This window comes from Luteibacter sp. P1_D3, from assembly GCF_056406135.1.
This window is the reverse complement of sequence record NZ_JBFUAT010000036.1, coordinates 1-25,117: the sequence shown is the minus strand read 5'-3', so window position 1 is coordinate 25,117 and position 25,117 is coordinate 1. Positions and strand designations below refer to the sequence as shown.

20 protein-coding genes are annotated in these 25,117 nt (G+C 64.1%); 9 read left to right on the top strand and 11 right to left on the bottom strand.

The annotated features are described in order from the left end of the window. Positions 1 to 36 precede the first annotated feature (36 nt). Positions 37 to 1,953, top strand: a complete 1,917-nt coding sequence (locus AC1DYM_RS19025; protein WP_477340988.1) for a M61 family metallopeptidase — start codon at positions 37 to 39, stop codon at positions 1,951 to 1,953. A 4-nt stretch (positions 1,954 to 1,957) separates the two neighbouring features. Here the strand turns inward: AC1DYM_RS19025 and AC1DYM_RS19020 are convergent, their stop codons facing one another. Then, a complete protein-coding gene (locus tag AC1DYM_RS19020; RefSeq protein WP_477340986.1) occupies positions 1,958 to 4,054 on the bottom strand; it encodes an acyltransferase family protein in 2,097 nt (698 codons plus the stop codon). A 146-nt stretch (positions 4,055 to 4,200) separates the two neighbouring features. On the opposite strand from AC1DYM_RS19020, the gene AC1DYM_RS19015 reads away from it, so the two are divergent. Continuing rightward, positions 4,201 to 4,557, top strand: a complete 357-nt coding sequence (locus tag AC1DYM_RS19015) for a hypothetical protein (protein ID WP_477340984.1) — start codon at positions 4,201 to 4,203, stop codon at positions 4,555 to 4,557. 71 nt (positions 4,558 to 4,628) lie between these two features. On the opposite strand, the gene tkt is transcribed toward AC1DYM_RS19015, so the two are convergent. Continuing rightward, on the bottom strand, positions 4,629 to 6,641 hold the full coding sequence (gene tkt, locus AC1DYM_RS19010; RefSeq protein ID WP_477340982.1) for a transketolase: 2,013 nt from the start codon (positions 6,639 to 6,641) through the stop codon (positions 4,629 to 4,631). Positions 6,642 to 6,866: 225 nt separating this feature from the next. Here tkt and AC1DYM_RS19005 point away from each other — a divergent pair, with 225 nt between their 5' ends. Continuing rightward, on the top strand, positions 6,867 to 7,598 hold the full coding sequence (locus AC1DYM_RS19005; protein WP_046968554.1) for an outer membrane protein: 732 nt from the start codon (positions 6,867 to 6,869) through the stop codon (positions 7,596 to 7,598). Between the two features lie 217 nt (positions 7,599 to 7,815). Further along, positions 7,816 to 8,397, top strand: coding sequence for a porin family protein (locus AC1DYM_RS19000; RefSeq protein ID WP_046968555.1), 582 nt, complete (start codon positions 7,816 to 7,818; stop codon positions 8,395 to 8,397). 123 nt (positions 8,398 to 8,520) lie between these two features. On the opposite strand, the gene AC1DYM_RS18995 is transcribed toward AC1DYM_RS19000, so the two are convergent. From AC1DYM_RS18995 to AC1DYM_RS18980, 4 genes are all read right to left on the bottom strand, one after another. Continuing rightward, positions 8,521 to 9,546: a class I fructose-bisphosphate aldolase gene (locus AC1DYM_RS18995; protein ID WP_477340979.1), complete on the bottom strand. Its 1,026-nt coding sequence runs from the start codon at positions 9,544 to 9,546 to the stop codon at positions 8,521 to 8,523. A gap of 108 nt (positions 9,547 to 9,654) precedes the next feature. Beyond that, positions 9,655 to 10,101, bottom strand: a complete 447-nt coding sequence (locus tag AC1DYM_RS18990) for an energy transducer TonB (RefSeq protein WP_477340978.1) — start codon at positions 10,099 to 10,101, stop codon at positions 9,655 to 9,657. Between the two features lie 243 nt (positions 10,102 to 10,344). Beyond that, positions 10,345 to 11,814: a pyruvate kinase gene (pyk, locus tag AC1DYM_RS18985; RefSeq protein WP_477340976.1), complete on the bottom strand. Its 1,470-nt coding sequence runs from the start codon at positions 11,812 to 11,814 to the stop codon at positions 10,345 to 10,347. 6 nt (positions 11,815 to 11,820) lie between these two features. Beyond that, entirely contained in the window at positions 11,821 to 12,642 is an 822-nt protein-coding gene (locus AC1DYM_RS18980) for a S1/P1 nuclease (protein ID WP_477340974.1), read from the bottom strand. Positions 12,643 to 12,816: 174 nt separating this feature from the next. Between AC1DYM_RS18980 and gap the strand changes: the two genes are divergently transcribed. After that, positions 12,817 to 13,833 (top strand): type I glyceraldehyde-3-phosphate dehydrogenase, encoded by a 1,017-nt coding sequence (gene gap / locus AC1DYM_RS18975; protein ID WP_477340972.1) that lies wholly within the window; start codon positions 12,817 to 12,819, stop codon positions 13,831 to 13,833. 866 nt (positions 13,834 to 14,699) lie between these two features. On the opposite strand, the gene AC1DYM_RS18970 is transcribed toward gap, so the two are convergent. The 3 genes from AC1DYM_RS18970 to hppD all read right to left on the bottom strand — a co-directional run bounded on the left by AC1DYM_RS18970 (position 14,700) and on the right by hppD (position 18,185). Then, a complete protein-coding gene (locus AC1DYM_RS18970) occupies positions 14,700 to 15,680 on the bottom strand; it encodes a fumarylacetoacetate hydrolase family protein (RefSeq protein WP_477340970.1) in 981 nt (326 codons plus the stop codon). A 15-nt stretch (positions 15,681 to 15,695) separates the two neighbouring features. Then, the gene (gene hmgA, locus AC1DYM_RS18965; protein WP_477340969.1) at positions 15,696 to 17,006 is read right to left on the bottom strand and encodes a homogentisate 1,2-dioxygenase; all 1,311 of its coding nucleotides are present in this window, start codon (positions 17,004 to 17,006) and stop codon (positions 15,696 to 15,698) included. 90 nt (positions 17,007 to 17,096) lie between these two features. Beyond that, on the bottom strand, positions 17,097 to 18,185 hold the full coding sequence (gene hppD / locus AC1DYM_RS18960) for a 4-hydroxyphenylpyruvate dioxygenase (protein WP_477340967.1): 1,089 nt from the start codon (positions 18,183 to 18,185) through the stop codon (positions 17,097 to 17,099). Positions 18,186 to 18,274: 89 nt separating this feature from the next. On the opposite strand from hppD, the gene AC1DYM_RS18955 reads away from it, so the two are divergent. Further along, positions 18,275 to 18,724, top strand: a complete 450-nt coding sequence (locus AC1DYM_RS18955) for a MarR family winged helix-turn-helix transcriptional regulator (RefSeq protein ID WP_477340965.1) — start codon at positions 18,275 to 18,277, stop codon at positions 18,722 to 18,724. Between the two features lie 128 nt (positions 18,725 to 18,852). Here AC1DYM_RS18955 and AC1DYM_RS18950 read toward each other — a convergent pair whose 3' ends face one another. Together AC1DYM_RS18950 and AC1DYM_RS18945 are read right to left on the bottom strand one after the other, a co-directional pair. Beyond that, on the bottom strand, positions 18,853 to 20,361 hold the full coding sequence (locus tag AC1DYM_RS18950; RefSeq protein ID WP_477340963.1) for a peptide MFS transporter: 1,509 nt from the start codon (positions 20,359 to 20,361) through the stop codon (positions 18,853 to 18,855). Between the two features lie 70 nt (positions 20,362 to 20,431). Then, positions 20,432 to 21,280, bottom strand: a complete 849-nt coding sequence (locus tag AC1DYM_RS18945) for a tryptophan 2,3-dioxygenase (protein ID WP_477340961.1) — start codon at positions 21,278 to 21,280, stop codon at positions 20,432 to 20,434. Between the two features lie 224 nt (positions 21,281 to 21,504). Between AC1DYM_RS18945 and pdhA the strand changes: the two genes are divergently transcribed. Genes pdhA through AC1DYM_RS18930 form a run of 3 tightly spaced genes read left to right on the top strand, consistent with a single transcriptional unit; the run spans position 21,505 to position 24,979 of the window. Further along, positions 21,505 to 22,584, top strand: coding sequence for a pyruvate dehydrogenase (acetyl-transferring) E1 component subunit alpha (pdhA, locus tag AC1DYM_RS18940; RefSeq protein ID WP_477340959.1), 1,080 nt, complete (start codon positions 21,505 to 21,507; stop codon positions 22,582 to 22,584). A 12-nt stretch (positions 22,585 to 22,596) separates the two neighbouring features. After that, complete coding sequence (locus AC1DYM_RS18935; protein ID WP_046968568.1) at positions 22,597 to 23,577, top strand: alpha-ketoacid dehydrogenase subunit beta; 981 nt, start codon at positions 22,597 to 22,599, stop codon at positions 23,575 to 23,577. A gap of 13 nt (positions 23,578 to 23,590) precedes the next feature. Beyond that, a complete protein-coding gene (locus tag AC1DYM_RS18930; RefSeq protein WP_477340956.1) occupies positions 23,591 to 24,979 on the top strand; it encodes a dihydrolipoamide acetyltransferase family protein in 1,389 nt (462 codons plus the stop codon). The last annotated feature ends 138 nt before the right edge of the window (positions 24,980 to 25,117 follow it).

Below are 25,117 nucleotides of genomic sequence, written 5' to 3'. Positions count from 1 at the left end.
AGAAGCGTCGTTCCACACAACACAGGCTGGTGCGTCATGCAGGGTATCGGTCGATTCCTCGTTCTCGCGCTAGCCACGACCACCGCGACGCATGCGTCGGAGGGGCCGCAGCCACTGCCCCTGCCGACGCCGGTGCCCGCACCGCGCGACATGCCGTTCAAGGGCAGCATCGCGCTCACCGTCGACGCGACGAACACCTCGCAACGCATCTACCGCGTGCGCGAAACCATACCGGTCCAGTCCGCCGGGCCCATGACGCTGCTCTACCCGCAGTGGGAAACCGCCAGCCACGCGCCCACGGCATCGGCCACCGCGCTGGCCGGCCTGGTCATCCGTAGCCAGGGCAAATCGCTCGTCTGGCAGCGTGACGCGGTCAACCCGTTCGCCTTTCACGTGGACGTTCCCGCAGGCTCTACCATGCTCGATCTCGAGTTCCAGTTTCTCTCGCCCTTCTCCGCACGGCAGGGCATGGTGAGCACGACACCGGACATCGTCACGGTGCCATGGCAAAGCGTGCTCCTCTACCCGGCCGGCTGGTTCGCGCGAAATATACCGGTGACGGCGCACCTCACACTGCCGCCCGGATTCCAGGCGGTCACCGCACTGGAAAGCCAGCCCGAACGCCCTCTCGCGTTCAAGACGACGTCGCTTGAAACCTTGGTCGACTCACCGGTTGTCGCCGGTCGTCACGTCAAGCGATACGACCTGGACGCCGCCGGTGATGCGCCCGTGCGACTGACCGCGCTGGCTGCGAGCGCCAGCGATGTGGACGTGGATGCGGTTCAACTCGGCAAGCTGCGGGCGATGGTGCGACAAACACGTGCGCTGCTACCGACGCGCCACTACGCGCACTACGATTTCATGCTGGCGCTCAGCGACGATCTACCCGGTCCGGGCGGTATCGAACAGGCGCAATCGAGTAGCGACGTCCTCGCCCCGGATTTCTTCCGGAGCAACGCCGATCATCTCGTCGACCGTGACCTGCTGGCCCACGAGTTCGTTCACTCGTGGAACGGCCGTTACCGTCAGCCTGCCGACCTGTGGTCCGCCACCTTCAACGAGCCGATGCGCGGTAGCCTTCTGTGGGTCTATGAAGGGCAGACGGAATTCTGGGGCCGCGTCCTTGCGGCGCGCGCGGGACTGCGCACGACGCAGGAAACCCTGGACGCCCTCGCCGTGGGGGCCACCGGTGTTCGTGGCCAGAGCGGGCGCGCGTGGAAGTCCCTGCAGGACAGTACCAACGATCCCCTGATTGCCGCCGGCCATCCGATGGCCTGGCGTGACTGGCAACGACGCGAGGATTACTACGGCGAAGGTGTCTTCCTCTGGCTCGCCGTCGATGCCGAGATTCGCGAGAAGACGCATGACACAAGGAGTCTCGACGACTTCGCGCGCGCCTTCTTCGGCGGAGGCAAGGAAGGTGACATGACTACATCGACTTATTCGTTCGACGACGTGTGTTCGGCCCTGCAACGCGTTGCACCGAACGACTGGGCGACGTTCCTTCGTTTGCGCCTCGACAGCCACGACGCCAGCCATGTCACCGACGGCCTTGCCGGCGAAGGCTATCGGCTCGTCTTCGATGCCACGCCGAGCGACTACTTTCGACAAAACGAAATCGACGCCGGCGCCCGCGACTTCTCCAGTGCGGTGGGCCTCACGATCGGCAAGGGAGGCATCGTCAAGACCGTCTCATGGAACGGACCGGCATTCCGCGCGGGCTTCGCTCCGGGAGCACGCATCGACGCGGTGAACGGACAGGCCTACCGACCCGAGCTTCTCGACGACCTCCTCAAAGCACCGAAGCCCGCACCACTGCAACTGACGACGACCATGGATGGGAGCACCACCATCATCGTCGTGTCACCGGAGGGACCGCTACGCTATCCACACCTCCAACGCATCGGGGGGACGCCGGATCGCCTCAGCGCCTTGCTTGCGCCGAGGCCCTAGTCAGCTAGTCAGCGGCCGCGGCAACGTGCGACGGCGCTTCGTGGAGCCGACGAGCGGCCTGTGTAAACGACGGCAACAGCAGGCGATTGGCGAAGCCACTGAGGTGGTCACCGTCGAAGAAAAGCGGCCTGCCGCCGAGGAAGCCATTGCAATCACCGCCCACCGGGCAAATGACCGGGAACGGATCCCAGACGATCGATCCGGGCGCCTGGCCGGCCATGACATGAAGCGAGGCGAGCATCGGCGCGCGCAGGCGCTCGAATTCGGCGCGATTGACCACGGTGCCGTCCGCACAGACCGGGTTGGTCGTGGTCCATACATCCGCACAACGAAACAGCGGCGCCTTCATGACCAGGTCGGGTGCTTCGAGCATCGCGCGTGCGCCGGTCGCCTGGATACGCTGGAGCACTTTCTCGCCGTCCAGCATGGCCGTCTCGCGATCTTTCGCCGCGGCGGCGCCAAAGACGAGTTCAGGGATATCGTCCTGAGGCAGGCGATCCCATTGGTCCACAAAGCGCGGAACGCGCAACGACGGCATGAAGACGACATCGCCAGCGCCCAATCGCGGCAGCATGTGCTCGAGTGCCTGCCCCGCCACTTTCAGGCAACGCGGCGCGCGGTCGCGCCAGGGCTGGAGGCCCAGGAAGGGGCAACCGCCATTGTTGTAGAGGGTCACCTTGGCGCCCGTCTCCAGGGCATACGCGCTGAACATCGTGCCGTAGGCCATGGCGTGCGAATCGCCAATCGCAAAGACATCCGGCGCTGTGACGGGGTCGTTGCACGCTTTGCGTTCAAAGACAACGCGGAAGCCGTCACCCACTTTCTCGCGTGCAGGTGTGACCGAGCATCCCGCCGCATTGGTCACCGTGGCCTTGCGCGACGGATACCAGTCGTCGGCATGACGCGAGACAGCACTGATGGAAAGGCTCGGCTGCTGGCTGTCCACCCACCCGCTGATCCACATGCCCGCGTACAGTGCGACGACACCACAGCCGACCACGGCCACCCGACGCATCGCTTTGAGGCGAGGCGCCCTGCGCACGGGGGTCTCGACATAACGCCAGGACAACACGGCAAGGATTACGGCGATCGCCAACGCCACAATACGCGTGGCGAACGATCCCGTGCCCACCGTCCAGCGAAACAGGACGAAGACCGGCCAGTGCCAGAGGTAAAGCGAGTAGGAAAGCCGCCCGATCCGAAGCATCGGATGCCAGGTGAGCGCGCGTACGAAGGGAAAACTCATCGGCCGGCCGTGCAGCATGCCGAGCAGCGCCGCGGTCGCCAGCACAGGCAAGACCGCACCCGGCGCCGGGAACGTGGCGGGCTGCGACGTCACCAGACTGACCAACAATGCCGAAAATGCGAGTACGCCCGCGGGAAACAACCAGCGCGGCGTGACCGGATCGATCGTATCGAACCGGCGCCCCGCCATCGCCATGCCGAGGTAAAGCAGTACACCGACTGCCAACTCCCAGAATCGGCTGGCAAGCAGGTAGAAGGCAGACGCATGATCGCTGGAGCCGATCTGCATCGCATGATTGAACGACCACAAGCCGCCTGCGACGAACAGACCCGCGACGACCTGGCGCCAACGCCCCCCGAAACTCCACAGCCAGAACAGCACCGGGAACAGGAGATAGAACTGTTCTTCCACACCGAGCGACCAGGTGTGCGTATACGGGTTGTATTCGGAGATTGGCGAGAAGTAGTCGTTACCGAAGCGCGCCAGCATCAGGTTGCCGAAGCCGAAGAAGGCGTATCGACCGGTTCGTTGGTTGCTCTCGCTCAACCACGCATCGGGAATGAACACTGCGGCGACCAATCCGGTCACCAACAGGCAGACGATCAGCGCAGGCGCGATGCGCAGCATGCGCCGCGAAAGAAAGTACGACATGAACGACGGAAACGAGGTGCGCTCGCGGTCGCCTACCGACGCGGCCACGACGAAGCCCGAGATCACGAAGAAAATATCGACGCCCGCGAATCCGCCCGGCAGCCATGCCGGATTCAGGTGATACAGCACGACTGCCAGGACCGCGATCGCTCGCAATCCGTCGACGTACGGGAGGTACGCGTGTCGTTGGGAGGTCGGTGTCATGAACGGAGGAATCGGGTGCCCGGAACGCCAAGATTACCAGAGGGGCGGCCAACCATCGGCGCGAGCGTGCGGCAGCGCCCATTCTCCTGCCGACTTGGTAGACTTTCCATGGCCGCACCCATTGGCGGCTATCCATGGAGGAACCTATGCGTCGTCGATCGTGCTTTCCGTACATCCTGGCGCTTCTGGCGGCCGCCCAGGCATCGCTGGTCGCAGCGGCAGAGGCTCCCGTCGTCCAGACGCCTCACGCGTGGCTGACGGGGACGCAACCACAGGCGTCACCGATTTCCTGGCAATCGCCACTGCAAAGCGACGGCCAGGGCGCGTTTCCGAAGAATCCGCAAATGCTTGGCGCCACGCGCAGATCGCCCTCGAAGGACAGTGTCGTCGTTAGACCCCAGACGCCAACGGGACATTGCTCGTCCAGTGGCACCAGCTCCCAGGCGATCGGCTGCGCGGCCTTCATTGCGGTCAGCGCTGCCGTGCACAGCGTCCAGCAATAAATCCTCCAAACAGCCAAAAAAAGAGGCCTCCTTGCGGAGGCCTCTTTTGTCTACGCGGATGAAAAACCGCTTTACTTGATCACGCTCTTGACCGCATCGACGATCTTCGGCGTCGTAATGCCGAAGTGTTCATACAGGTCGTTGATCGGCGCCGAGGCACCGAAGGTGGTCATGCCGATCACCTTGCCGTCCAGGCCGACGTACTTGAACCAGAAGTCCACGCTGGCCGCTTCGACAGCGACGCGGGCGCGGCACCACGACGGCAGGACGCCCTCGCGGTATTCGACCGGCTGTGCATCGAACTCTTCCGTGCAGGGCATCGACACGACGCGGACCGGCACGCCCTGGTCACCCAGTGCCTGCGCGGCTTCCACGGCGATGCCGACTTCCGAGCCCGTGGCGATGATGATCGCCTTGAACTTCTCCGACGGCTCCCAGAGGACGTAACCGCCCTTCTCGATGTTCGCCAGCTGCTCGTCGGTGCGCGGATTATGCTTGAGGTTCTGACGCGAGAAGATCAGGCACGACGGGTTACCGGCACGCTCGATCGCCATCTTCCAGGACACCGCCGATTCAACCGCATCGGCCGGACGCCACAGGCGGTTGTTCGGGATCAGGCGCAGCGACGCCATATGTTCGACCGGCTGATGGGTCGGGCCGTCTTCGCCCAGGCCGATCGAGTCGTGCGTGTACACGTGGATGGTGTGCGCGGGAATCAGGCACGACATGCGCACGGCGTTGCGGGCGTAGTCGGAGAACACCAGGAAGGTCGCGTCGTACGGAATGAAGCCACCGTGCAATGCGATACCGTTGGAGATCGCCGTCATGCCGAACTCGCGCACGCCGTAGTGGATGTAGTTGCCTTCGGCACCACCGGTAGCGATGTTCTTCGAGCCCTTCCAGATGGTCAGGTTCGACGGGGCCAGATCGGCGGAGCCGCCGATCAGTTCCGTCAGCAGCGGGCCATACGCATCGAGCGACATCTGCGATGCCTTGCGCGATGCGACCACCGGACCTTCGGTCTGCAGCTTCTTGATGAAGGCGGCAGCGCCTTCCTTCCAGTTGGCCGGCAGCTCGCCGGACAGGCGACGCTTGAGCTCGCTGGCGAGTTCCGGGAAGGCCTTGGCGTAGGCGTCGAACTTGTCGTTCCAGGCCTTTTCCGCGTCGGCGCCGCTCTTCTTCGCGCTCCACGAGTCGTACATGGCCTGCGGGATCTCGAACGGACCGTATTCCCAACCCAGCTGCTTGCGGGCGAGAGCGACTTCTTCCTTGCCCAGCGCGGCGCCGTGCGAGGATTCCTTGCCTTCCTTGTTCGGCGAACCAAAGCCGATGATCGTCTTGCAGATGATCAGCGAGGGCTTGTCGCTCTGCGAGGTGGCGGAGGTAATCGCCTTCTTGATCGCCTCGGCGTCATGGCCATCGACCGGCTTGTCGTTGTCACCGACGACCACGTTCCAGCCATAGGCGCGGAAGCGCTCGGCGGTGTTGTCGGTGAACCAGTCGTGCACTTCGCCATCGATGGAGATGCCGTTGTCGTCGTAGATCGCGACGAGCTTGCCGAGCTTGAGCGTACCGGCGAGCGACGACACTTCGTGCGAGATACCTTCCATCAGGCAGCCGTCACCGACGAAGACGAAGGTGTGGTGATCGACGATCTCGTGACCCGGGCGGTTGAAACGCGCCGCGAGGACTTCCTCGGCAATCGCGAAGCCGACGGCATTGGCGAGGCCCTGGCCGAGCGGGCCGGTGGTCGTCTCGATGCCGGGCGTGTGGTGGAATTCCGGGTGGCCAGCGGTCTTCGAACCGAGCTGGCGGAAACGCTTGAGTTCACCGATCGGCAGGTCGTAACCGGTCAGGTGAAGCAGCGCGTACTGCAGCATCGAACCATGACCGTTCGACAGCACGAAGCGGTCGCGGTTGGGCCAATGCGGATTCGTCGGGTTGTGATGCAGGAAATCGCCCCACAGGACCTCGGCGATATCGGCCATGCCCATCGGCATGCCCGGGTGGCCGGAATTGGCGGCTTCCACACCATCCATGGCCAGGGCGCGGATCGCGTTTGCGCGTTCGCGACGTGTCGTCATCGGCGTTCTCCAGTTAACAGGCGGCGGAAAAACCATGATTGTCGCGCATTGATCACATCTTGTCGTGGACGTTCATGCTGCAAACGCAAAGTTAACTCCACCTTAATCTTTCCGTTCTGTTTTTCGGGGCGCTTCAGGTTCGAAGGACTCTAATCGATCACGGCAACCGATCTTCCCCCCACCCCCACGGATCGGTCGCCGCCCCAAAATAAGAGGAACATCCCCATGAAGAAGGCAGCTCTTGCCCTTGCAGTTTCTTGCGTCTCGTTTGCGGCCATTCCGGCCTTCGCCCAGGACAGCAACCCGGCTGTCTCCGGCAATTATCAGCCGAGCCAGGCCGTGGGTAGCGGCAACTGGTTCATCGGTGGCAACGTGGGCCGTACCAACGGCAGCGACACCGGTGGCTTCGGCAGCAATGTGAGCGGCTTCAATCCGCTGCACGGCGAACAGGGCCGTCGCACGGGCTATGGCCTGCTCGGCGGTTACCGTTGGAAGGTCGGCCAGGACCTCGGTCTGGGCGTCGAAGCCGGCTACACGGATCTCGGCAATTACCGCGTGAAAAACGCGTTCGAGTCGGATCAGGACGTCGACCAGAAGAAGACCAAGAACGCGCTGCGTGGTTGGATGCTCGGTGTCAACGGCAAGATCAACCTCGTGCCGGGTTGGTACCTCAGCGGCCATGGCGGCTACTTCCGCGCCAATGACAACAACAACAATTACAACAACAGCGTTGGCCAGGACATCGGCTTCTCCAACGGCGGTCGCCCGAACCGCGGCAGCTGGTATGCCGGCGTCGGCACCGGTTGGGACGTGAACGAGCACTTCGGTATCGGCCTCGCCTACGACTACTTCCACGCGAATGCGGGCAAGGTCATGGACAACGCGACCGGCGACACCAGCGTTGGCCTGAAGCGCTCCACCGGCATCATCTCGCTCGCTGGCGAATACCGTTTCTAAGACGGGATAAGTTGTTGTTCTGAAGTCATAAGCCACGGCGCCCCAGACGCCGTGGCTTAATTTTTTCTTAATAATGAACTTATGGGTATTGAATCTATTGCGGCAGCGCCGCATCTACTTCCTGGACGCGCGGCACCCCCGCTCGCGTGTTGTGGCGGAGACGGCTTCCCCAAGCCATCCGCATTGAACGCATAAAGAATAAGCAGGAGTTTTCCCCATGAAAAAGACCCTCATCGCTCTTGGCCTCATGGCGGCCGGTATGGTTGCGGCCCCGGCTTTCGCGCAGGACGCCAGTGGCGCCGGTTTCTTCGTCAACGGCAGCGCCGGACGTGCGCAGGTCAACAAGGGCAACTACGACGGGCATGACGTCGCGTACGACATCAACGGCGGTTATCGCTGGGCTGTCAGCCCGTCGGTCGCGCTGGGTGTCGAAGGTGGCTACAACGACCTGGGCAACATCCACGCCAAGCACCTGGTCACCGGCGGCAATGCCATCGACGACCGCAAGTCGAGCCTGCATGGCTGGACCGCTGGCGTGAACGGCCGCTTCAACATCGATCCGAAGTGGTACATCAGCGGCCGTGCCGGTCTCTACGCCTGGAAGGGCGACGGTGTGAGCCATGACGACATCACGCGCCACAACTTCGACAAGACCAGCTGGTACGCCGGTGCAGGCGTGGGTTACAACCTGACCGACAACTTCAGCCTCGGCCTGAACTACGACCACTACGATGCCAAGAAGCACGGCCTCAACCTGTCCACCAACGTGGCCTCGGTGGGTGCGGAATACCGCTTCTGATCGACGCGCCGGTCGTTGACCGCCGCAGATGGTGAAACAAAACCCGGCGCCGCGAGGCGCCGGGTTTTTTGTTGACGCACGACCATCGGGAGGAGCGCGCCGCGAGGGCGCGTCACACCTCGATCAACCGCGCTTCTTCCACTGGCCCAACGCTGCGTCGCCATTTTCCTTGGCACGCTCGTGCACGACCGTCTGTGCCTTCTCGTAATTACCCTTGAGATCCTTCGACCACACGTTCAGCGCCTCGGCGACCAGCGCGCGGCCGTAGGAGAAGCTCACCGGCCACGGGTGCGGGCCCAGCTTGTTGATGAGGTCCAGGTGCTCGGTGGCCTGCTCATCGCTCTGGCCGCCCGAGAGGAACACGATGCCCTGCACGCTTGCCGGAACGGTGGTGCGGAGAACGCGCACGGTCTCCTCGGCAACCTGATCCGGCGTGGCCTGCTCGTCCGCAGGCGCATTCTTGCCAGGGATCACCATGCTGACCTTCAGGATGAGACCTTCGAGCATCACGTTGTGTGCATAGAGCGCATTGAACAGGCTGCGCAGCACGGCTTCATGCACTTCGTAGCTCACCTCGATGTCGTGCGTGCTCTCCGGACCGTCCATGACGATTTCCGGCTCGACCATCGGTACCAGACCGGCTTCCTGGCACAGTGCCGCGTAGCGGGCCAGGTTCTCCATGTTGGCCTCGATGGCCGTGGAGCTCGGATTGTCGTCAGTGATGTTGATCACCGCGCGCCACTTGGCGAACTGGGCGCCGAGCTGGGCGTATTCCTTGAGGCGATCACGCAGGCCATCGAGGCCTTCGGTGATGACATCGCCCGGAAAGCCCGCGAGAGGCACCGGACCCTTGTCGACCTTGATGCCCGGGATGATGCCGGCCTTCTTCATGGCGTCGACCAGCGGCGTGCCGTCGCTGGCCTTCTGACGGATGGTCTCGTCGAACAGGATGGCGCCAGAGATGTGTTCACCCAGGTCCGGCGCGGTCAGGAGCAGCTCGCGATAGCGGCGACGATTTTCCTCGGTGTTCTCGACACCGGCGGCCTCGAAACGCTTCTTGATGGTGTTGGTCGATTCGTCGACGGCAATGATGCCCTTCCCCGAGGCCACCATCGCCTGTGCGACTTCTTCGAGATTTTCGATGCTCATGACAACTCCGTATGGATGTAGTGGTATGCCCCTCGACGAGAGGCTAAGCGAAGGCAAAAACCGGCGGAGTATAAGGGACGACTCCGCGAAAGCCGTTGTGCGGCGCGATCAAGTGGTCTGGTAGCCTGGCAGCTCGCACTGCTTCAGGATCGCGGCCTTCTTGTCCGGATCTTCCGGCAGGTTGAAACCGGTCACGTAGTAGGTCTGCACTGGAACGGCCGTGCCGTTCTGGGAGCCCTTCACGTAGGAAAGCTGCTTGACGATGCTCACGCCGACCTGGCCGAGGTCACCCGCGGGGACGACCTTCTCGATCTTGGCGTTCTGGGTGCGGCCATCGGAGCCGATCATGTAGCTCACCGCGACACAGGTGGGCTGGTCGAGGTTCTTGCCGGTATTGGGAACGTCGGGATTGACCGACTTATTGGTCAGATACCAATAACCGGTCAGTCGCTCGGGGGCAACGCGGCGGAGGTTCTGGGCCTCGGCGACGCCGGCGACGAGCAGAAGAGCAGCAGTGGCGGCAATCGCGCCGGTACGGAGCTTGAGTCGGATCATGACGCCCTCGGTGAGTTGCCAGTGCACCAAGTTTAACCCTGCACGCGCATGCGATGCGTGTGAAATCGTGCGGTGGTATTCCGCCGCCCTGACTCGGTAGGAGCCGATTCATCGGCGACTGAGGGGATGCGGGAGCCGATTCATCGGCGAAAAGCCTACGCGGCGACGAAGCCGGAAGGCCTATCGCCGCTGAAGCGGCTCCCACAAGAGCATCGCCGATGAATCGGCTCCTACCTTGTCCAATTACAGGTCGCGCAGGCTGTCGGCGATGCCGTCGTCGCCGACGACGAGCAGCTTCAGGGTGTTGGTACCGCCGCCACGGCCGATGTGGTCACCGTGGGTCAGGATGACGCGGTCGCCCTTGGCCAGCTTGCCCAGTGAGAACAGGTGCTGGAGAGCGGCGCGGGCGGTGTGCGCCGGGTCGAGGTTGCTCTGCTCGAAGTCCACCGGCTGCACATCGCGCAGCATGAGCATGCGGCGACGGGCCATATCCGACGGCGACAGCGCGTAGATGGGCACGGCGAAGCGGTAGCGTGAGAGCCACTGCGCGGTGGCGCCCGATTCGGTCAGCGCGACGATGGCGCGCACGCCGACCTGGGCGGCCAGGAGCATCGCAGCGAGCGCAATGGCCTGGTCGCTACGGTCCAGCGAGTGGGTGTCCGGGCGCAGGTCGTCGCGCGGTTCGAACTGACGCTCCGCACCCAGGCAGATGCGACGCATGGCGGCCACGGCCTTGTCCGGATGGGCGCCGGCGGCGCTCTCTTCCGAGAGCATCACCGCGTCGGTGCCATCGATGACGGCGTTGGCCACGTCGAGCACCTCGGCGCGCGTAGGGATGGGCGCGCGGACCATGGACTGCAGCATCTGGGTGGCCGTGATGACCGAGCGATTGCGCTGCACCGACTCACGGATGATCTTTTTCTGCAGGCCCGGCAGCTCGGCGTCGCCGATTTCCACGCCGAGATCGCCACGGGCGACCATCACCACGTCGGACGCGTCGATGATTTCACCGAGCACGGGGATGGCGTCGGCGCGTTCGATTTTCGAGACGATGGCGGCATCGCCACCGGCCTCGCGCATCAGGCGGCGGGCTTCGTGGAGGTCTTCGGCGCAGCGCACGAAGGACACGGCAAGGAAGTCGGCGCCCATCTCGGCGGCCAGCTTGATGTCGTTGCGATCCTTGTCGGACAAGGCGCTGACGCTGAGGCCACCGCCCTGGCGGTTGAGGCCCTTGCGTGCTGACAGACGGCCGCCGATGACAACGCGGGTGCGGATTTCGCTACCGGAGATCTCGATCACCGAGAGGGCGATCAGGCCGTCGTCGAGCAGCAGCACGTCGCCGGCGACCACGTCCTTGGGCAGGTCGTAATAGCTCACGCCAACGTGGTTCTGGTTGCCGGCCGGGGCATCCGGGCGGCAGTCGAGCACGAAGCTGTCACCGGCCATGAGGTCGATCGGGCCATCGGCGAACTTCTCGATGCGGATCTTCGGACCCTGCAGGTCGGCAAGGATGCCGACTTCGCGACCGACGGCGAGCGCAGCGGCGCGAACCGCGTTCGCGCGAGCGCGGTGGTCGTCCGGCGTACCGTGCGAAAGATTCAGGCGGACGATGTCGACGCCCTCCTCGAGGATCTTCTCGAGCATGCCCGGCGCGTCCGTGGCGGGTCCGAGGGTGGCGACGATCTTCGTGCGGCGAACCTGGATATCGGTCATTTTTTGTTAGTCCAGCGTGTGGTTGAGCAGGTCGGCGAGACGCTTGCCGGCAAGGCGCAGGCGGGTCTCGGCAACCGGTAGGTATTTGGCGACATAGGCGTCGTCGACCGCGTGGCCGTCCGGGTAGAACCCGTTCGCGGCGACGATCGAGCAGGATTCCTCAGCCCACTGGGCGTACGGGTTATCCAGCGGCGGGATGGGCTTGGGCAGTTTCACCGGGCCCTCTGCCGCGAGGCGGTCGGCGTAGGCCGGCCACTTCAAGTCGCGGGTGTAGAGCATGCCGGAGTCCCAGACCTTGTGCAGGTTGGAGCCCTTGCCGTCGAACTGGACCTGGTAATCGTTGCCGCCCTTGTCGTCGCGGTTGCCGGCATGAAGCGGTTGGTGCACGTCACCGACGAAATGGACGACGAATTTCAGCGCCTGGGCCCGTTCGGCTTCCGACTTATGGCGGTCACCGAGGATGGCGACGTACTTCTCCAGGCCGCCGACGACGCATTCGCCATCCTTGCAATCGACCGGCTTCACGTAGACGCAGTGCCCGTCAACGAAGTCCATGTAGTGAAGCTTGGCCGTGGCCTTGCCCAGGTCTTTCTGGGTCGGATCGTCCCGGAGGTGGTCGGGCCAGCTGGCCACGTCGGCGAGGGAGTCGGAGCCGTCGGCCTTGAGCAGGCGCTCTACTTCGGCCTTGGCCGAGGGGTCGAGCTGGCGCCAGGCCAGTTCGGCGACGATGCGGTGGCCGATGTCGCCCCAGGCCTGCACGGTGCTGGCGAAGGCGGGGACGGTCAGGACCAGGAAGGCGGCTAGCGCGCGCTTATGAGTCGTTTTCATGGAGCTGTAAACGTTTCCGGACGGGCGAACGGCCAAGTGTGCCACAGCCGGACTGAGACCCGGATGACAGATCGCCGCGTTGCAGCAAGCCGCCCCCTGCGACGTTCCGTTACCATGGACGTTTACGCCACCTGCCCCTACTTAGTCAGCACATCCCATCCGGAGGCTTGCCCTATGACCATCAAGGTCGCCATCAACGGTTACGGTCGCATCGGTCGCAACATCCTGCGCTCGCTCTATGAAGCCAAGAAAAATGGCCAGGACATCCAGATCGTCGCGATCAACGATCTCGGCGATGCCAATACCAATGCCCACCTCACCCAGTACGACACGGCCCATGGCCGTTTCCCGGGTGAAGTCTCGGTTGACGGCGGCGACCTGATCGTCAACGGCGACCGTATCAAGGTCTTCGCCGAGCGCGATCCGTCCAAGTTGCCCTGGGGCGAGCACAACGTCGACGTCGTGCTGGAGTCGACCGGCTTCTTCACCTCCAAGGCCAAGGCCAGCGCGCACATCGCCGGCGGCGCCAAGAAGGTGATCATCTCGGCACCCGGCGACAAGGACGTGGATGGCACGTTCGTCATGGGCGTGAACGACGACAAGCTGACCTCGAAGCTCGAAGTCATCTCCAACGCGTCGTGCACCACCAACTGCCTGGCTCCGCTGGCCAAGGTGCTGCACGAGAAGATCGGCATCGTGCACGGCCTGATGACCACCATCCATGCCTACACGAACGACCAGGTCCTGACCGACGTCTACCACTCGGACCTGCGCCGCGCCCGTAGCGCCACGCACAGCCAGATCCCGACCAAGACCGGCGCCGCTGCCGCGGTCGGCCTGGTCCTGCCGGAACTCAACGGCAAGCTCGACGGTTTCGCCATGCGCGTTCCGACGATCAACGTGTCCGTGGTCGACCTGGTCTTCACCGCCGCCCGTGCGACGACCAAGGAAGAGATCGATGCCGTGATCAACGAGGCCGCCAATGGCTCGATGAAGGGTATCCTGGCCGTGAATACGCAGCCGCTGGTGTCGATCGACTTCAACCACAACCCGCACTCGTCGATCTACGACTCGACGCAGACGCGCGTCATGGAAGGCACGCTGGTCAAGGTCCTCTCGTGGTACGACAACGAGTGGGGCTTCTCGAACCGCATGCTCGACATGACCAGGGCGCTGATGAACGCCAAATAATCTCTTTGGCGTGACATCGAAAGGCCCGCACATGCGGGCCTTTTTCTTTTGTAGGAGCCGATTCATCGGCGATCCCGCGCAGCAGGCCAGGGTGTCGCAAGCACCCATCGCCGATGAATCGGCTCCTACAATGCAGCGCCGACCACGATGGTCTGGGCAAGTTGGAACAGGCCAGCAACGGGTTTGCTAAACGGCCCCTTCGGATTGCCGGGGGCGACACGAAAGATATAGTTGCCCGAGCCAATCCAGCCTACCGTGGTCGCGTACGTAAGGCCTGGACCCTTGCACTTCACGAGATGCGCCTCGCTCTCGTCACCCTTACTCACCCAAAGGCAGCTGTGCTCGGTGACTGCCTCGGTGGCAGACTGGTCCCACCGCCAATGGATAGTCACCGAGCCAAGAGCGCCCCCCGGCATACTGACGACCTGAGGTGAAGCGGTCACGCTGCCGATGGGAGGCGGGCAGTTGTAGTAGCACCGAGCTCCGCGACTGTTCCGCCCCGCAGCCCTCTCCTTCTCCGGGACAGTCGAGAGGGCGCGAACGAGGGAGGCCTGACGCTCGATATCGACCCGCGTCGTCGTCCCCGCAACAGCCGCTGCGATGGCTGCATCGGTCCTTCCGCCCTCCGACCGGACCGGCCCACCGAGTCCGACAATCACGGCGACCACAGAAAACCCGACAATCGACCATAGCGTTTTCATTCGTTGATCCTGCAGGCGATCGAAACACGCTAATCGGTCGAGCCCGCGGTGAATGTAGGCATTTTCTTGGCCTCGTGTAGGCGTCCCTAGTGATCTGAGCCATGTAACAAGAAAGGGCCCGCACGAGAACGTGCGGACCCTTCTTATTTCGCGATTTTGTAGCTCTCAGGCTTTCTGGATGGACTGTTCGATCGCGCCGAAGATGGAGGCCCCGGTGGCGTCGGTGACATCGATCTTCACCGTATCGCCGAACGACAGGAACGGCGTGATCGGCTTGCCGTCGCGCAGGGTTTCCACGGTGCGCTGTTCGGCGAGGCAGGAGGCGCCCTTGCCGGTATCTTCGTTGGCGATGGTGCCCGAGCCGACCAGGGTGCCCGCAGTCAGCGGACGGGTCTTCGCCACGTGTGCCACCAGCTGCGAGAAGTCGAACTGCATGTCGATGCCGCATTCGGCTTCGCCGAACCAGGTGCCGTTGATCCACGTGCGCATCGGCAAATGGAGCTTGTCGTCGATCCACGCCTCGCCAAGCTCATCGGGTGTAACGAAGACCGGCGACAGCGCCGAACGCGGCTTGGACTGCAGAAATCCGAAGCCCTTGGCGAGTTCGCCGGGGATCAGGCCACGAAGCGAGACGTCGTTCACCAGGCCAACGAGCTGAATGTGCGATGCGGCCTGTGCCGGCGTTACACCCATCGGCACGTCGTCGGTGATGACGAGCACTTCAGCCTCGAGATCGATGCCGAACTCCTCGCTCGAAACAACGACCGGATCGCGCGGACCGAGAAAACCGGCGCTGGTCGCCTGGTACATCAGCGGATCGGTGTAGAACGACTCGGGCACTTCAGCGCCGCGCGCACGGCGCACGCGCTCGACATGTGGCAGGTAGGCGCTGCCGTCGACGAATTCATAAGCGCGCGGCAGCGGTGCGGCGAGCTTCGTCATGTCGAGGTCGAACGCATCCTGCGCGCGACCCTCGTTGAGGTCTTCCGAGAGCGCATTGAGCCGCGGCGCGATCGTGCTCCATTCGTCCAGTGCAGCCTGCAGGGTCGGCGCGACACCGGTGGCTTTCACGGCACGAGCGAGGTCGCGGCTGACGACGATGAGCGTACCGTCACGGCCGCCTTCCTTAAGCGAAGCGAGTTTCATGCGTTTCCTTTTCGATCAGGCCGACGGCGGCGTGAAGTGTTTCTTCAGCCCGCGCCAGCATTCGTAATAATTACCCTGCAACGACGGCGAGTCGAGCGCCTGCCGGGTCGGACGAATGACCCTGCGCGTCTCGAACATGAAGGCCATGGTGCCCACGATATGGTCGGGACGTGAAACGTCGGCGTTCGAAGCTTTCTCGAAGCTCGCCGCGTCGGGGCCGTGGCCGCTCATGCAATTGTGCAGACTGGAACCACCGGGCACGAAGCCGCCCTGCTTCGCGTCATACGCACCATCGATCAGGCCCATGAACTCGCTGGCCACGTTGCGATGGAAATACGGCGGCCGGAATGTGTGCTCGGCGACCAACCAGCGCGGCGGGAAGATGGCGAAGTCCATGTTCGCCGTGCCCGGCGTGTCGCTGGCCGAGGTGAGCACGGTGAAAATCGACGGATCCGGATGATCCACGGCGATCGAGCCGATGGTGTTGAAGCGACGCAGGTCGTATTTGTACGGCGCGTAATTGCCGTGCCAGGCGACCACGTCGAGCGGGGAGTGGTCGATGCTGGCGGACCATAACGCACCCTGGAACTTGGCGATCAGCGCGAACTCGCCCTCGAGGTCTTCGTAAGCGGCCACCGGCGTGAGGAAGTCGCGCGGATGGGCCAGGCCGTTGGCACCGATCGGACCGAGATCCGGCAGGTGCAGTGGGGCGCCGAAGTTTTCGGCGACGTAGCCGCGAGCTTCGCCATCCGGCAGTTCGACCAGAAAGCGCACGCCACGCGGCACCACGGCGATTTCCAGCGGCTCCACCTCGACGACACCCAGCTCGGTGCGGATACGCAGGCGGCCTTGCTGGGGAACCATCAGCAACTCGCCGTCGGCGTTGTAGAAGTAACGACCCTGCATGGACCGATTGGCGCAGTAGAGGTGCACGCCGACGCCGGCCTGCTCTTCCGCACCGCCGTTACCGCCAAGCGTGACCAGGCCGTCGACGAAGTCCGTCGGCTGCGACGGCATCGGCAACGGATCCCAGCGCATCTGGTTCGGCGTAGCGGGCGCTTCGTTGAAGCGGTTGTGGAACGTGGCGTGCGGCAGCTCGGCAAAAGGCGAGTGCTGCGCGGCCGGGCGCATGCGATACAGCCAGCTACGCCGGTTGCGATGCCGCGGCGCAGTGAACGCGCTGCCGGAGAGCTGTTCGGCGTAGAGACCGTGCCCGACCCGCTGGGGCGAATTCTGGCCGGTGGGCAGGACGCCGGCCACGGCTTCGGTGGCGAACTCGTTGCCGAAGCCGGTCTGGTAACCGCGCGTATCGTCGGTGTGGCTCATCGTGAGGATCCTTGGGATGAACGCATCGCGGCGCGGTCCGTCTCGGGACCGCGCCGCGCTTAGTCTAGCTTTCGCGAAGGCTTCGCGCGCTCAGAGCACGCCGCGGCGCATCTGGTCGCGCTCGATGGACTCGAACAGGGCCTTGAAGTTGCCGTTGCCAAAGCCTTCGTTGCCCTTACGCTGGATGATCTCGAAGAAGATCGGGCCCACGTTGTTCTGCGTGAAGATCTGCAGCAGCAGCTTCTTCTTGGTCTCGTCGTCGGCGTCGATCAGCAGCTTGTTCTTCTGCAAGCGGGGAATGTCCTCGCCGTGATCCGGCACACGGATGTCGATCATTTCGTAGTAAGTATCCGGCGTTTCCAGGAATGCGACGTCCTGCGCACGCATGGCTTCGACCGACGCATAGATATCGTCGGTGAACAGCGCGATGTGCTGGATGCCTTCGCCGTTGTATTCGCGGATGTATTCGTTGATCTGCGACTTCTCGTCCGCCGATTCGTTGAGCGGGATGCGGACCATGCCGTCCGGCGCGGTCATCGCCTTGGACACCAGGCCGGTCTTCGCGCCCTTGATGTCGAAGTAACGGATCTCGCGGAAGTTGAACAGGCGCTCGTAGTAATCCGACCACTTCTGCATGTTGCCGAAGTGCAGGTTGTGCGTCAGGTGGTCGATGAATGTCAGACCGAAGCCCTTAGGGTGACGATCCACGCCCGGAATCCACTCGAACTCGCCGTCGAACACGTCGCCCTTGGCGCCGTAGGTATCGATCAGGTACAGCGCGCAGCCACCGATGCCCTGGATGGTCGGCACGCCCAACGCGAGAGTATCGGCCTTGTGCTCGACCTTCTCGGCGCCGTTGGACAGCGCGGTCGCCTGCACGTCCGTGGCCGGGCGGTTGAAACGGATAGCGAAACCGCAGGCGCTCGGGCCGTGCTCGGCAGCGAAGTCCGCGGCGAACGAGTTCGGCTCTTCGTTGGCCAGGAAATTGCACTCGCCCTGGCGATACAGGGTGATCTTTTTAGTTTTGTGCGTCGCCACGGCTGTGAAGCCCAGCTTTGGGAACAACGTGTGCAGCAGCGCCGGATCCGGCGCGGCGAATTCGACGAACTCGAAGCCATCGACACCCTGCGGGTTTTCGAAGGTGGTGACTTCCATACCGATATTGGGCTGGGCGCTCATGGGCGATACTCCTGGCTTGGGGCACGGCTTGCGCCGTCTACCCGTACGTTATAGTTTCACTTGTAACCATTTGCAAGGACCAGCGCAGCATGACCCTAGACACCGTTCCTGCCCATGCCCCGTTGGAGCTCGAGCACTTCCTGCCCTATCGCCTGTCCATCCTGTCGAACACGGTGAGCCAGTCGATCGCGTCTGAATACCAGGATCGCTTCGAACTGAGCATGACGGAATGGCGTGTCATGACCATCCTGGCGCGGTTTCCCGAGATCTCTGCAAGGGAAGTGGTGGACCGGAGCGCCATGGACAAGGTGGCGGTGAGTCGCGCCGTGGCCCGGTTGGTCAACGCGGGCCGGGTGGACCGGGGCATTCACGATGGCGACAAGCGCCGCTCGGTTCTGCAGCTGTCCGAGGCCGGCTGGGCGATCCATGACGAGGTCGCGCCGCTGGCACGGGCTCACGAGCGAGATTTGCTGGCTCGCCTCGATGACGGCGAGCAGGCGCAGTTGAACAGCATCCTGGACAAGCTGCTGGCACCGTAATCGCTGGTCTTTTGCTCGGTAGGAGCCGATTTATCGGCGATGCTCTTCGCGAGCACCCTTTCGCCGATAAATCGGCTCCTACAAAGAGCATCGCCGATAAATCGGCTCCTACCGAGCCAAGCGCCGCCTTATTTGACGCCGTGCATTAGCCGGTTGATCAGCGGCGCGATCAGGAACAGCACAATGCCCGCGCCGACCAGTAGCTCGAAGCTGAAGGTAAAGCCGCTGAGCGCCGACTCGACGGTCATGCCGGTTTCGCCGCTGATGTGGCCGGCGAGCAGGCCCGAAAGGTTGTTGCCGATCGCCGTGGAGAGGAACCAGCCGCCCATGGCGAGGCCGACCACGCGCATCGGGGCCAGCTTGGTGACCATCGACAGGCCGATGGGCGACAGGCACAGCTCACCGATGGTCTGCAGCACGTAGCAGGCCGCGAGCGGCCAGAACGGGATGTGGCCGTCGCCACCGACCAGGCTCGCCAGGGCATACATCAGCACCAGGAAGGCGAGCGCGTTGAAGATCAGGCCGAGGCCGAACTTGCGTGGAATGGACGGCTCCAGCTTGTGCCGCGCCGACCAGCCCCAGGCCAGCGCCACGAGCGGCGCGAAGACCAGGATCGCCGCCGAATTGACCGACTGGAACCAGCCGGTCGGGAATTCCCAACCGCCGAACATGTGGCGATCGACGATGTTCTGCGCGAGGAAGTTGAACGAGCTGCCGGCCTGCTCGAAGAACATCCAGAACAGCACGTTGAAGGCGAACAGCAGCAGCATGGCGATGACGCGGTGGATCTGGATGCGATCGTGACGCACGGCCTCCAGTACCAGCATCACGGCCACACCGATGAACAATGCGCCCAGCAGCCAGGCAATGAAGATCGCACCGGCTTTCGCCATCAACAGGTAAACCAGCGGAATCGCCACGATGATGCCGATGATCACACCGATGAGGTTCTTGCCCTCGTGGCGCTCCGGCGGCGGCAGGCCCACGCCCTTGAGCTGGCGCTTGCCGATCAGGAACCAGATGAAACAGACGACCATGCCGAAGCCGGTCGCTGCGAAAACGGCCTTGTAGTTGTCCTGCAGCGGCGTGTCGGTCAGTACCGAAGCCAGCCAGCCGGTAACCAACGGGGCGAGGAAACCGCCCATGTTGATGCCCATGTAGAAGATCGTGAAGCCACGGTCGCGACGGTCATCGCCCACCGGGTAAATCTGCCCGACCAGCGACGAAATGTTCGGCTTGAACAGGCCGTTGCCGACGATCACCGTCGCCAGGCCGATCAGGAAGACGTCCTGGTTGGGCACCATGACCAGGAACAGGCCGGTACCCATGACCGCCGCGCCGACCAGGATCGATCGCTGGTAGCCGAGCACCCGGTCGGCCACGTAGCCGCCGAAGATCGCCGACGCGTAGACCAGCGCCAGGTACGAGCCGTAGGTGCGGCTGGCGTACCCCTGCCCCGCCTGATCGCCGTGGAAGAACTGGGCCACGATGTACAGCGTGAGCGCCCAGCGCATGCCGTAGAACGCAAAACGTTCCCAGAACTCGGTCATGAACAGCATCCACAAGGGACGCGGATGACCGAGGGTCTGCGGGTAGTCGGGCACGGGCCTGGCGGTGGCTGGGGCAGTCGGAGTCATGCAGTTCCCTTGGGCGTGAAGACGCTTGGTGCAGGGTGTTTAACTGTCCGGACTGCCGCCCGTCAAATTTTTACGTTCCCAGGATGGTGCGCACTTCGATCAGTTCGGGGAAAAAACTCTGCTCCAGCGCCTTGCGCAGGAAGGCCACGCCGGACGAGCCGCCGGTGCCGGCGCGGAACCCGATGATCCGTTCGACCGTCTTCATGTGGCGGAAGCGCCAAAGCTGGAACGACTCTTCGATGTCGACCAGTTCTTCGCTGAGATGATACTCAGGCCAGTGGTGGGCGGTGTCTTCGTAGATCCGCTTGAACACCGGCAGCAGCGCGGGCTGGCTCCGCCAGGGCTGGGTCAGGTCGCGCTCCAGCAGGTCCACCGGCACCGGGTGTCCGCGGCGTGCCAGGTAGCGCAGATATTCGTCATAGAGGCCGGGCGCTTCGAAGATCACCTTCAGGCGCGCATGAGCCACCGGATCGTGCTCGAAGACGCGGAGCATGTCCGCGTGCTTGTTGCCGAGCAGGAACTCCACCATGCGGTACTGGAGGGACTGAAAGCCCGACGAGGGCCCCAGCACGTCGCGGAACTGCAGGTATTCGGCCGGGGTGAGGGTTTCCAGCACGCCCCACTGCTCGTAGAGCTGCCTCTGGATGGCCTTGACCCGGGCCAGGATCTTCAGCGTCCCGTCCACGTCGTCCGCCCGCAGGTGCGCCAGGGCGGCATCCAGCTCGTGGATCATCAGCTTCAGCCACAGCTCGGAGGTCTGGTGCTGGACGATGAAGAGCATCTCGTCGTGGTGCGCGGGCTGGCTGCGGGGTACCTGCGCGCTCAGTACCTGGTCCAGCCTGAGGTACTCGCCGTAGGTGAGACGGCCGTCGAGATCGGTGCGAATACCGGGTTCGAGGTCGCGCTGGGAGTTGGCCATGGACGATTTCACATTAGGAGTGGATCGGCGCAAACGGCGCCGTGGCGCGGTTTCTTGACCGGAGACGACCGGTTCTATGCTGCGCCGTGCCTTGCCGGGCCATAATACCCCTGATATCTAGTCCGGCTCGCAACAACCCGAAAGTCGATCGTGCCCCACTGGATGGGCCCGTCCGCTTCCCCCATCGTGCGTGTCGTTTCTAACCCTTCCCCTGGGAGCGAGTCGTGTCCATCGCCGCCAAGTTCGAAATCGAATACCTGCAATACCTTGACCAGGACGGCAAGGAAACCGGAAAGGAACTCCCCGCTTTCGCCAAGGATCTCGACCACATGGTCGAGCTCTACAAGCTGATGGTGTCCACGCGTGTGTTCGACGCCAAGTCGATCGCCCTGCAGCGCACCGGCAAGCTCGGCACCTACGCCTCCTGCCTCGGCCATGAAGCCGCGCACGTGGGCATCGGCAGCGCCATGCGCCGCGAAGACTCGCTGGCCGTGTCCTACCGCGAGTACGGCGCCCAGCTGTATCGCGGCGTCAAGCCGCGCGAGGTCTACACCTACTGGGGTGGCGACGAGCGCGGTAACGACTTCGCCGACGCCCCCGCCCACGATTTTGCCTGGTGCGTACCGATCGGGACGCAGTGCCTGCACGCCGCCGGCTCCGCCCTCGCCTTCAAGATCCGCAAGGAAGCGCGCGTGGCCGTCTGCACCATCGGTGACGGTGGTTCGTCCAAGGGCGACTTCTATGGCGCGATCAACGTCGCCGGCGCGCAGCAGCTGCCGATGGTCGCCGTGATCGTGAACAACCAGTGGGCGATCTCGGTGCCGCGTCGGATCCAGAGCGGCTCCGGCACGCTCGCCCAGAAGGGCATCGCCGCCGGCCTGCCCTGCATCCAGGTGGACGGCAACGACATCATCGCCGTGCGCGCCGCCATGGAGATCGCGCTCGAGCGCGCCCGCTCCGGCCAGGGCGCCAGCGTGATCGAAGCGGTGACCTACCGCCTCGGCGACCACACCACCGCCGACGATGCCCGCCGCTACCGCGGCGAGCAGGAAGTGAAGGATGCCTGGGAACGCGACCCCATTCCGCGCCTGCGCAAGTGGCTCGAAGGCAAGGGCAAGTGGGACGACGCGAAGGAAGAGGCCTGGAAGGCCGAGTGCGACGACTGGATGGACAACGAGGTCAACGCGTACCTGGAAACGAAGAACCAGCCGGCAACGGCGATGTTCGACTATCTGTACGCCGAACTCCCGGCCGACCTCGAAGCGCAGCGCGAGCTCGCCGCTTCCCTCGATCGCACGTCGTAAGGAACCCTTCCCATGGCACAAATCACTCTTATCGAAGCAGTGACCCAGGCGCTCGCCTACGAGATGCGCAACGACGACAGCGTCGTGGTGCTCGGTGAGGACGTCGGCGTCAACGGCGGCGTGTTCCGCGCCACCCAGGGCCTGCAGGAACAGTTCGGCGAAATGCGCGTCATCGACACGCCGCTGGACGAAGCCACCATCGCCGGCCTGACCATCGGCCTGGCCGTGCAGGGCATGAAGCCCGTCGCCGAGGCCCAGTTCGAAGGCTTCATCTACCCGATGATGGAGCACATCGCCTGCCATGCCGCCCGCATGCGCAACCGCACGCGCGGCCGCATGACCGTGCCGGCCGTCTGGCGCGCCCCGTGGGGCGGCGGCATTCGTGCTCCGGAGCATCACTCCGAAGCCAACGAGCACCTGTTCACCAACATCCCGGGCCTGCGCGTGGTCATGCCGTCGTCGCCGGCCCGTGCCTACGGCCTGCTGCTCGCCGCCATCCGCGATCCGGATCCGGTGATCTTCTTCGAGCCCAAGCGCATCTATCGCCAGTACAAGGAAGAAGTGCCCGACGACGGCGAGGCCCTGCCGCTCGACGTCTGCTTCGTGTTGCGCGACGGCACCGACGTGACCCTGGTGACCTGGGGCGCACAGGTGAAGGAATGCCTTGAAGCCGCGGACGAACTCGCCACCAAGGGCATCAGCGCCGAAGTGATCGATGTGGCCACGCTCACGCCGCTCGACTTCGACACGATTGCCGAGTCGGTGACCAAGACCGGCCGCTGCGTCATCGTGCACGAAGCGCCGAAGACGGCCGGTTTCGGTGCGGAAATCGCCGCGCGCCTGGCCGAGGAATGCCTGTACAGCCTGCTCGCGCCGGTGCAGCGCGTGACCGGTTTCGATACACACATCCCGTTGTTCCGCCTGGAAATGAAGTATCTGCCCAGCGTCGAACGCATCGTCGAGGCCGCCGAGCGCACGCTCGCGGCATCCTGAGGAACCTATCGCAATGGCCGACATCAAGACCTTTTACCTGCCGGACCTCGGCGAAGGCCTTCCCGACGCGACCGTCGTCGAATGGCATGTCAAGGAAGGCGACACGATCAAGCTCGACGCACCGCTGGTGTCCATGGAAACCGCGAAGGCCGTCGTCGACGTGCCCTCGCCGTACTCCGGCACCGTGAAGAAGCTGCACGGCGCGGTCGGTGACATCATCGAGACCGGCGCGTCGCTGGCCGATTTCGAGATCGACCCGAACGCGCGCCAGCGCGCCGAAGCCGAATCCACCGGTCACCACCATGGCCCGAAGAAGGGCGTTGGCAGCCAGGCACCGGACGATGCGCACAAGGTCATCGCTTCCGATGATGGCGGCGAGATCGATTCCGACGGCGTGGCACCGGCCAAGCGCGAAGACGAAGGCACCGTCGTCGGCGCCATGATCAGCGGCAATGCCGTGCACACCGAGCAGGTCTCCAGCGCCGGTGGCGTCAAGGCCGTGCCGGCCGTGCGCGCCCTCGCGAAGAAGATGAAGATCGACCTCTCCCGCGTGCAGCCGACCGGCGCCGGCGGTGTCATCACCATGCAGGACGTCAAGAACGCGTCCGCCAACGGCAGCGCCGCCGTGGGTTCGGCCCCGGCACGCCCGGCCGCCGCGCAGCACCTCGCGCCCACGCTGCCGGAGCCGGGTCCCGCGCCGTCGCGTACGCCGGTGTCGCTGGCTGGCAAGGCCGTGCGCACCTCGCCTCCGGGCAAGGAAGCGATGGGCCAGCCGGAGCAGCTCAAGGGCGTCCGTCGCAACATGGCGCGCGTCATGGCCGATGCACACGCCCAGGTCGTCCCGACCTCCATCGTCGACGACGCCGACCTGCACGCCTGGATCGGCAAGCAGGACATCACCGCCCGCCTCATCCGTGCAGTCGTGGTCGCCTGCAAGGCCGTGCCGGCGCTCAACGCCTGGTTCAACGGCAAGGACCTCACGCGCACGCTGCACCCGCACGTGGACATCGGCATTGCCGTGGATACGGACGACGGCCTGTTTGTGCCGGCCCTGCGTAACGCGGACGTGCTCGACGGCGCCGGCATCCGTGCCGCGATCAAGCGCCTGCGGTCGTCCGTCGAAGATCGCAGCATCGCGGCGTCGGAGCTCTCGGGCTACACGATCAGCCTGTCGAATTTCGGCATGTTCGCCGGCCGCTACGCCACGCCGGTAGTCGTCCCGCCGACCGTCGCCATCGTTGGCGCGGGTAAGCTCAGCCACGACGTGGTTGCCGTGATGGGTGGTATCGAAGTGCACCGTCGCATGCCGCTGTCGCTGACCTTCGATCACCGCGCTGCGACGGGTGGTGAGGCAGCGCGGTTCCTGAAGGCGATGATCGACGATCTGGGGTTGCCGAACTAAAAGCTCGCCGATAAATCGGCTCCTACCCAAGACCTGTGCAGGTCCTGGGTAGGAGCCGATTCATCGGCGAACCCGCGGCAGCGGGCCAGCCCAGTGCTACCCTATGTCCATGCTCAACAACGACACCCTACGCAGCAT

Excerpts from the sequence above, each read along its gene's own strand:
- AC1DYM_RS19025 (WP_477340988.1), top strand. The coding sequence starts at position 37 with ATGCAGGGTATCGGTCGATTCCTCGTTCTCGCGCTAGCCACGACCACC.
- AC1DYM_RS19020 (WP_477340986.1), bottom strand. The coding sequence starts at position 4,054 with ATGACACCGACCTCCCAACGACACGCGTACCTCCCGTACGTCGACGGA.
- AC1DYM_RS19015 (WP_477340984.1), top strand. The coding sequence starts at position 4,201 with ATGCGTCGTCGATCGTGCTTTCCGTACATCCTGGCGCTTCTGGCGGCC.
- tkt (WP_477340982.1), bottom strand. The coding sequence starts at position 6,641 with ATGACGACACGTCGCGAACGCGCAAACGCGATCCGCGCCCTGGCCATG.
- AC1DYM_RS19005 (WP_046968554.1), top strand. The coding sequence starts at position 6,867 with ATGAAGAAGGCAGCTCTTGCCCTTGCAGTTTCTTGCGTCTCGTTTGCG.
- AC1DYM_RS19000 (WP_046968555.1), top strand. The coding sequence starts at position 7,816 with ATGAAAAAGACCCTCATCGCTCTTGGCCTCATGGCGGCCGGTATGGTT.
- AC1DYM_RS18995 (WP_477340979.1), bottom strand. The coding sequence starts at position 9,546 with ATGAGCATCGAAAATCTCGAAGAAGTCGCACAGGCGATGGTGGCCTCG.
- AC1DYM_RS18990 (WP_477340978.1), bottom strand. The coding sequence starts at position 10,101 with ATGATCCGACTCAAGCTCCGTACCGGCGCGATTGCCGCCACTGCTGCT.
- pyk (WP_477340976.1), bottom strand. The coding sequence starts at position 11,814 with ATGACCGATATCCAGGTTCGCCGCACGAAGATCGTCGCCACCCTCGGA.
- AC1DYM_RS18980 (WP_477340974.1), bottom strand. The coding sequence starts at position 12,642 with ATGAAAACGACTCATAAGCGCGCGCTAGCCGCCTTCCTGGTCCTGACC.
- gap (WP_477340972.1), top strand. The coding sequence starts at position 12,817 with ATGACCATCAAGGTCGCCATCAACGGTTACGGTCGCATCGGTCGCAAC.
- AC1DYM_RS18970 (WP_477340970.1), bottom strand. The coding sequence starts at position 15,680 with ATGAAACTCGCTTCGCTTAAGGAAGGCGGCCGTGACGGTACGCTCATC.
- hmgA (WP_477340969.1), bottom strand. The coding sequence starts at position 17,006 with ATGAGCCACACCGACGATACGCGCGGTTACCAGACCGGCTTCGGCAAC.
- hppD (WP_477340967.1), bottom strand. The coding sequence starts at position 18,185 with ATGAGCGCCCAGCCCAATATCGGTATGGAAGTCACCACCTTCGAAAAC.
- AC1DYM_RS18955 (WP_477340965.1), top strand. The coding sequence starts at position 18,275 with ATGACCCTAGACACCGTTCCTGCCCATGCCCCGTTGGAGCTCGAGCAC.
- AC1DYM_RS18950 (WP_477340963.1), bottom strand. The coding sequence starts at position 20,361 with ATGACTCCGACTGCCCCAGCCACCGCCAGGCCCGTGCCCGACTACCCG.
- AC1DYM_RS18945 (WP_477340961.1), bottom strand. The coding sequence starts at position 21,280 with ATGGCCAACTCCCAGCGCGACCTCGAACCCGGTATTCGCACCGATCTC.
- AC1DYM_RS18935 (WP_046968568.1), top strand. The coding sequence starts at position 22,597 with ATGGCACAAATCACTCTTATCGAAGCAGTGACCCAGGCGCTCGCCTAC.
- AC1DYM_RS18930 (WP_477340956.1), top strand. The coding sequence starts at position 23,591 with ATGGCCGACATCAAGACCTTTTACCTGCCGGACCTCGGCGAAGGCCTT.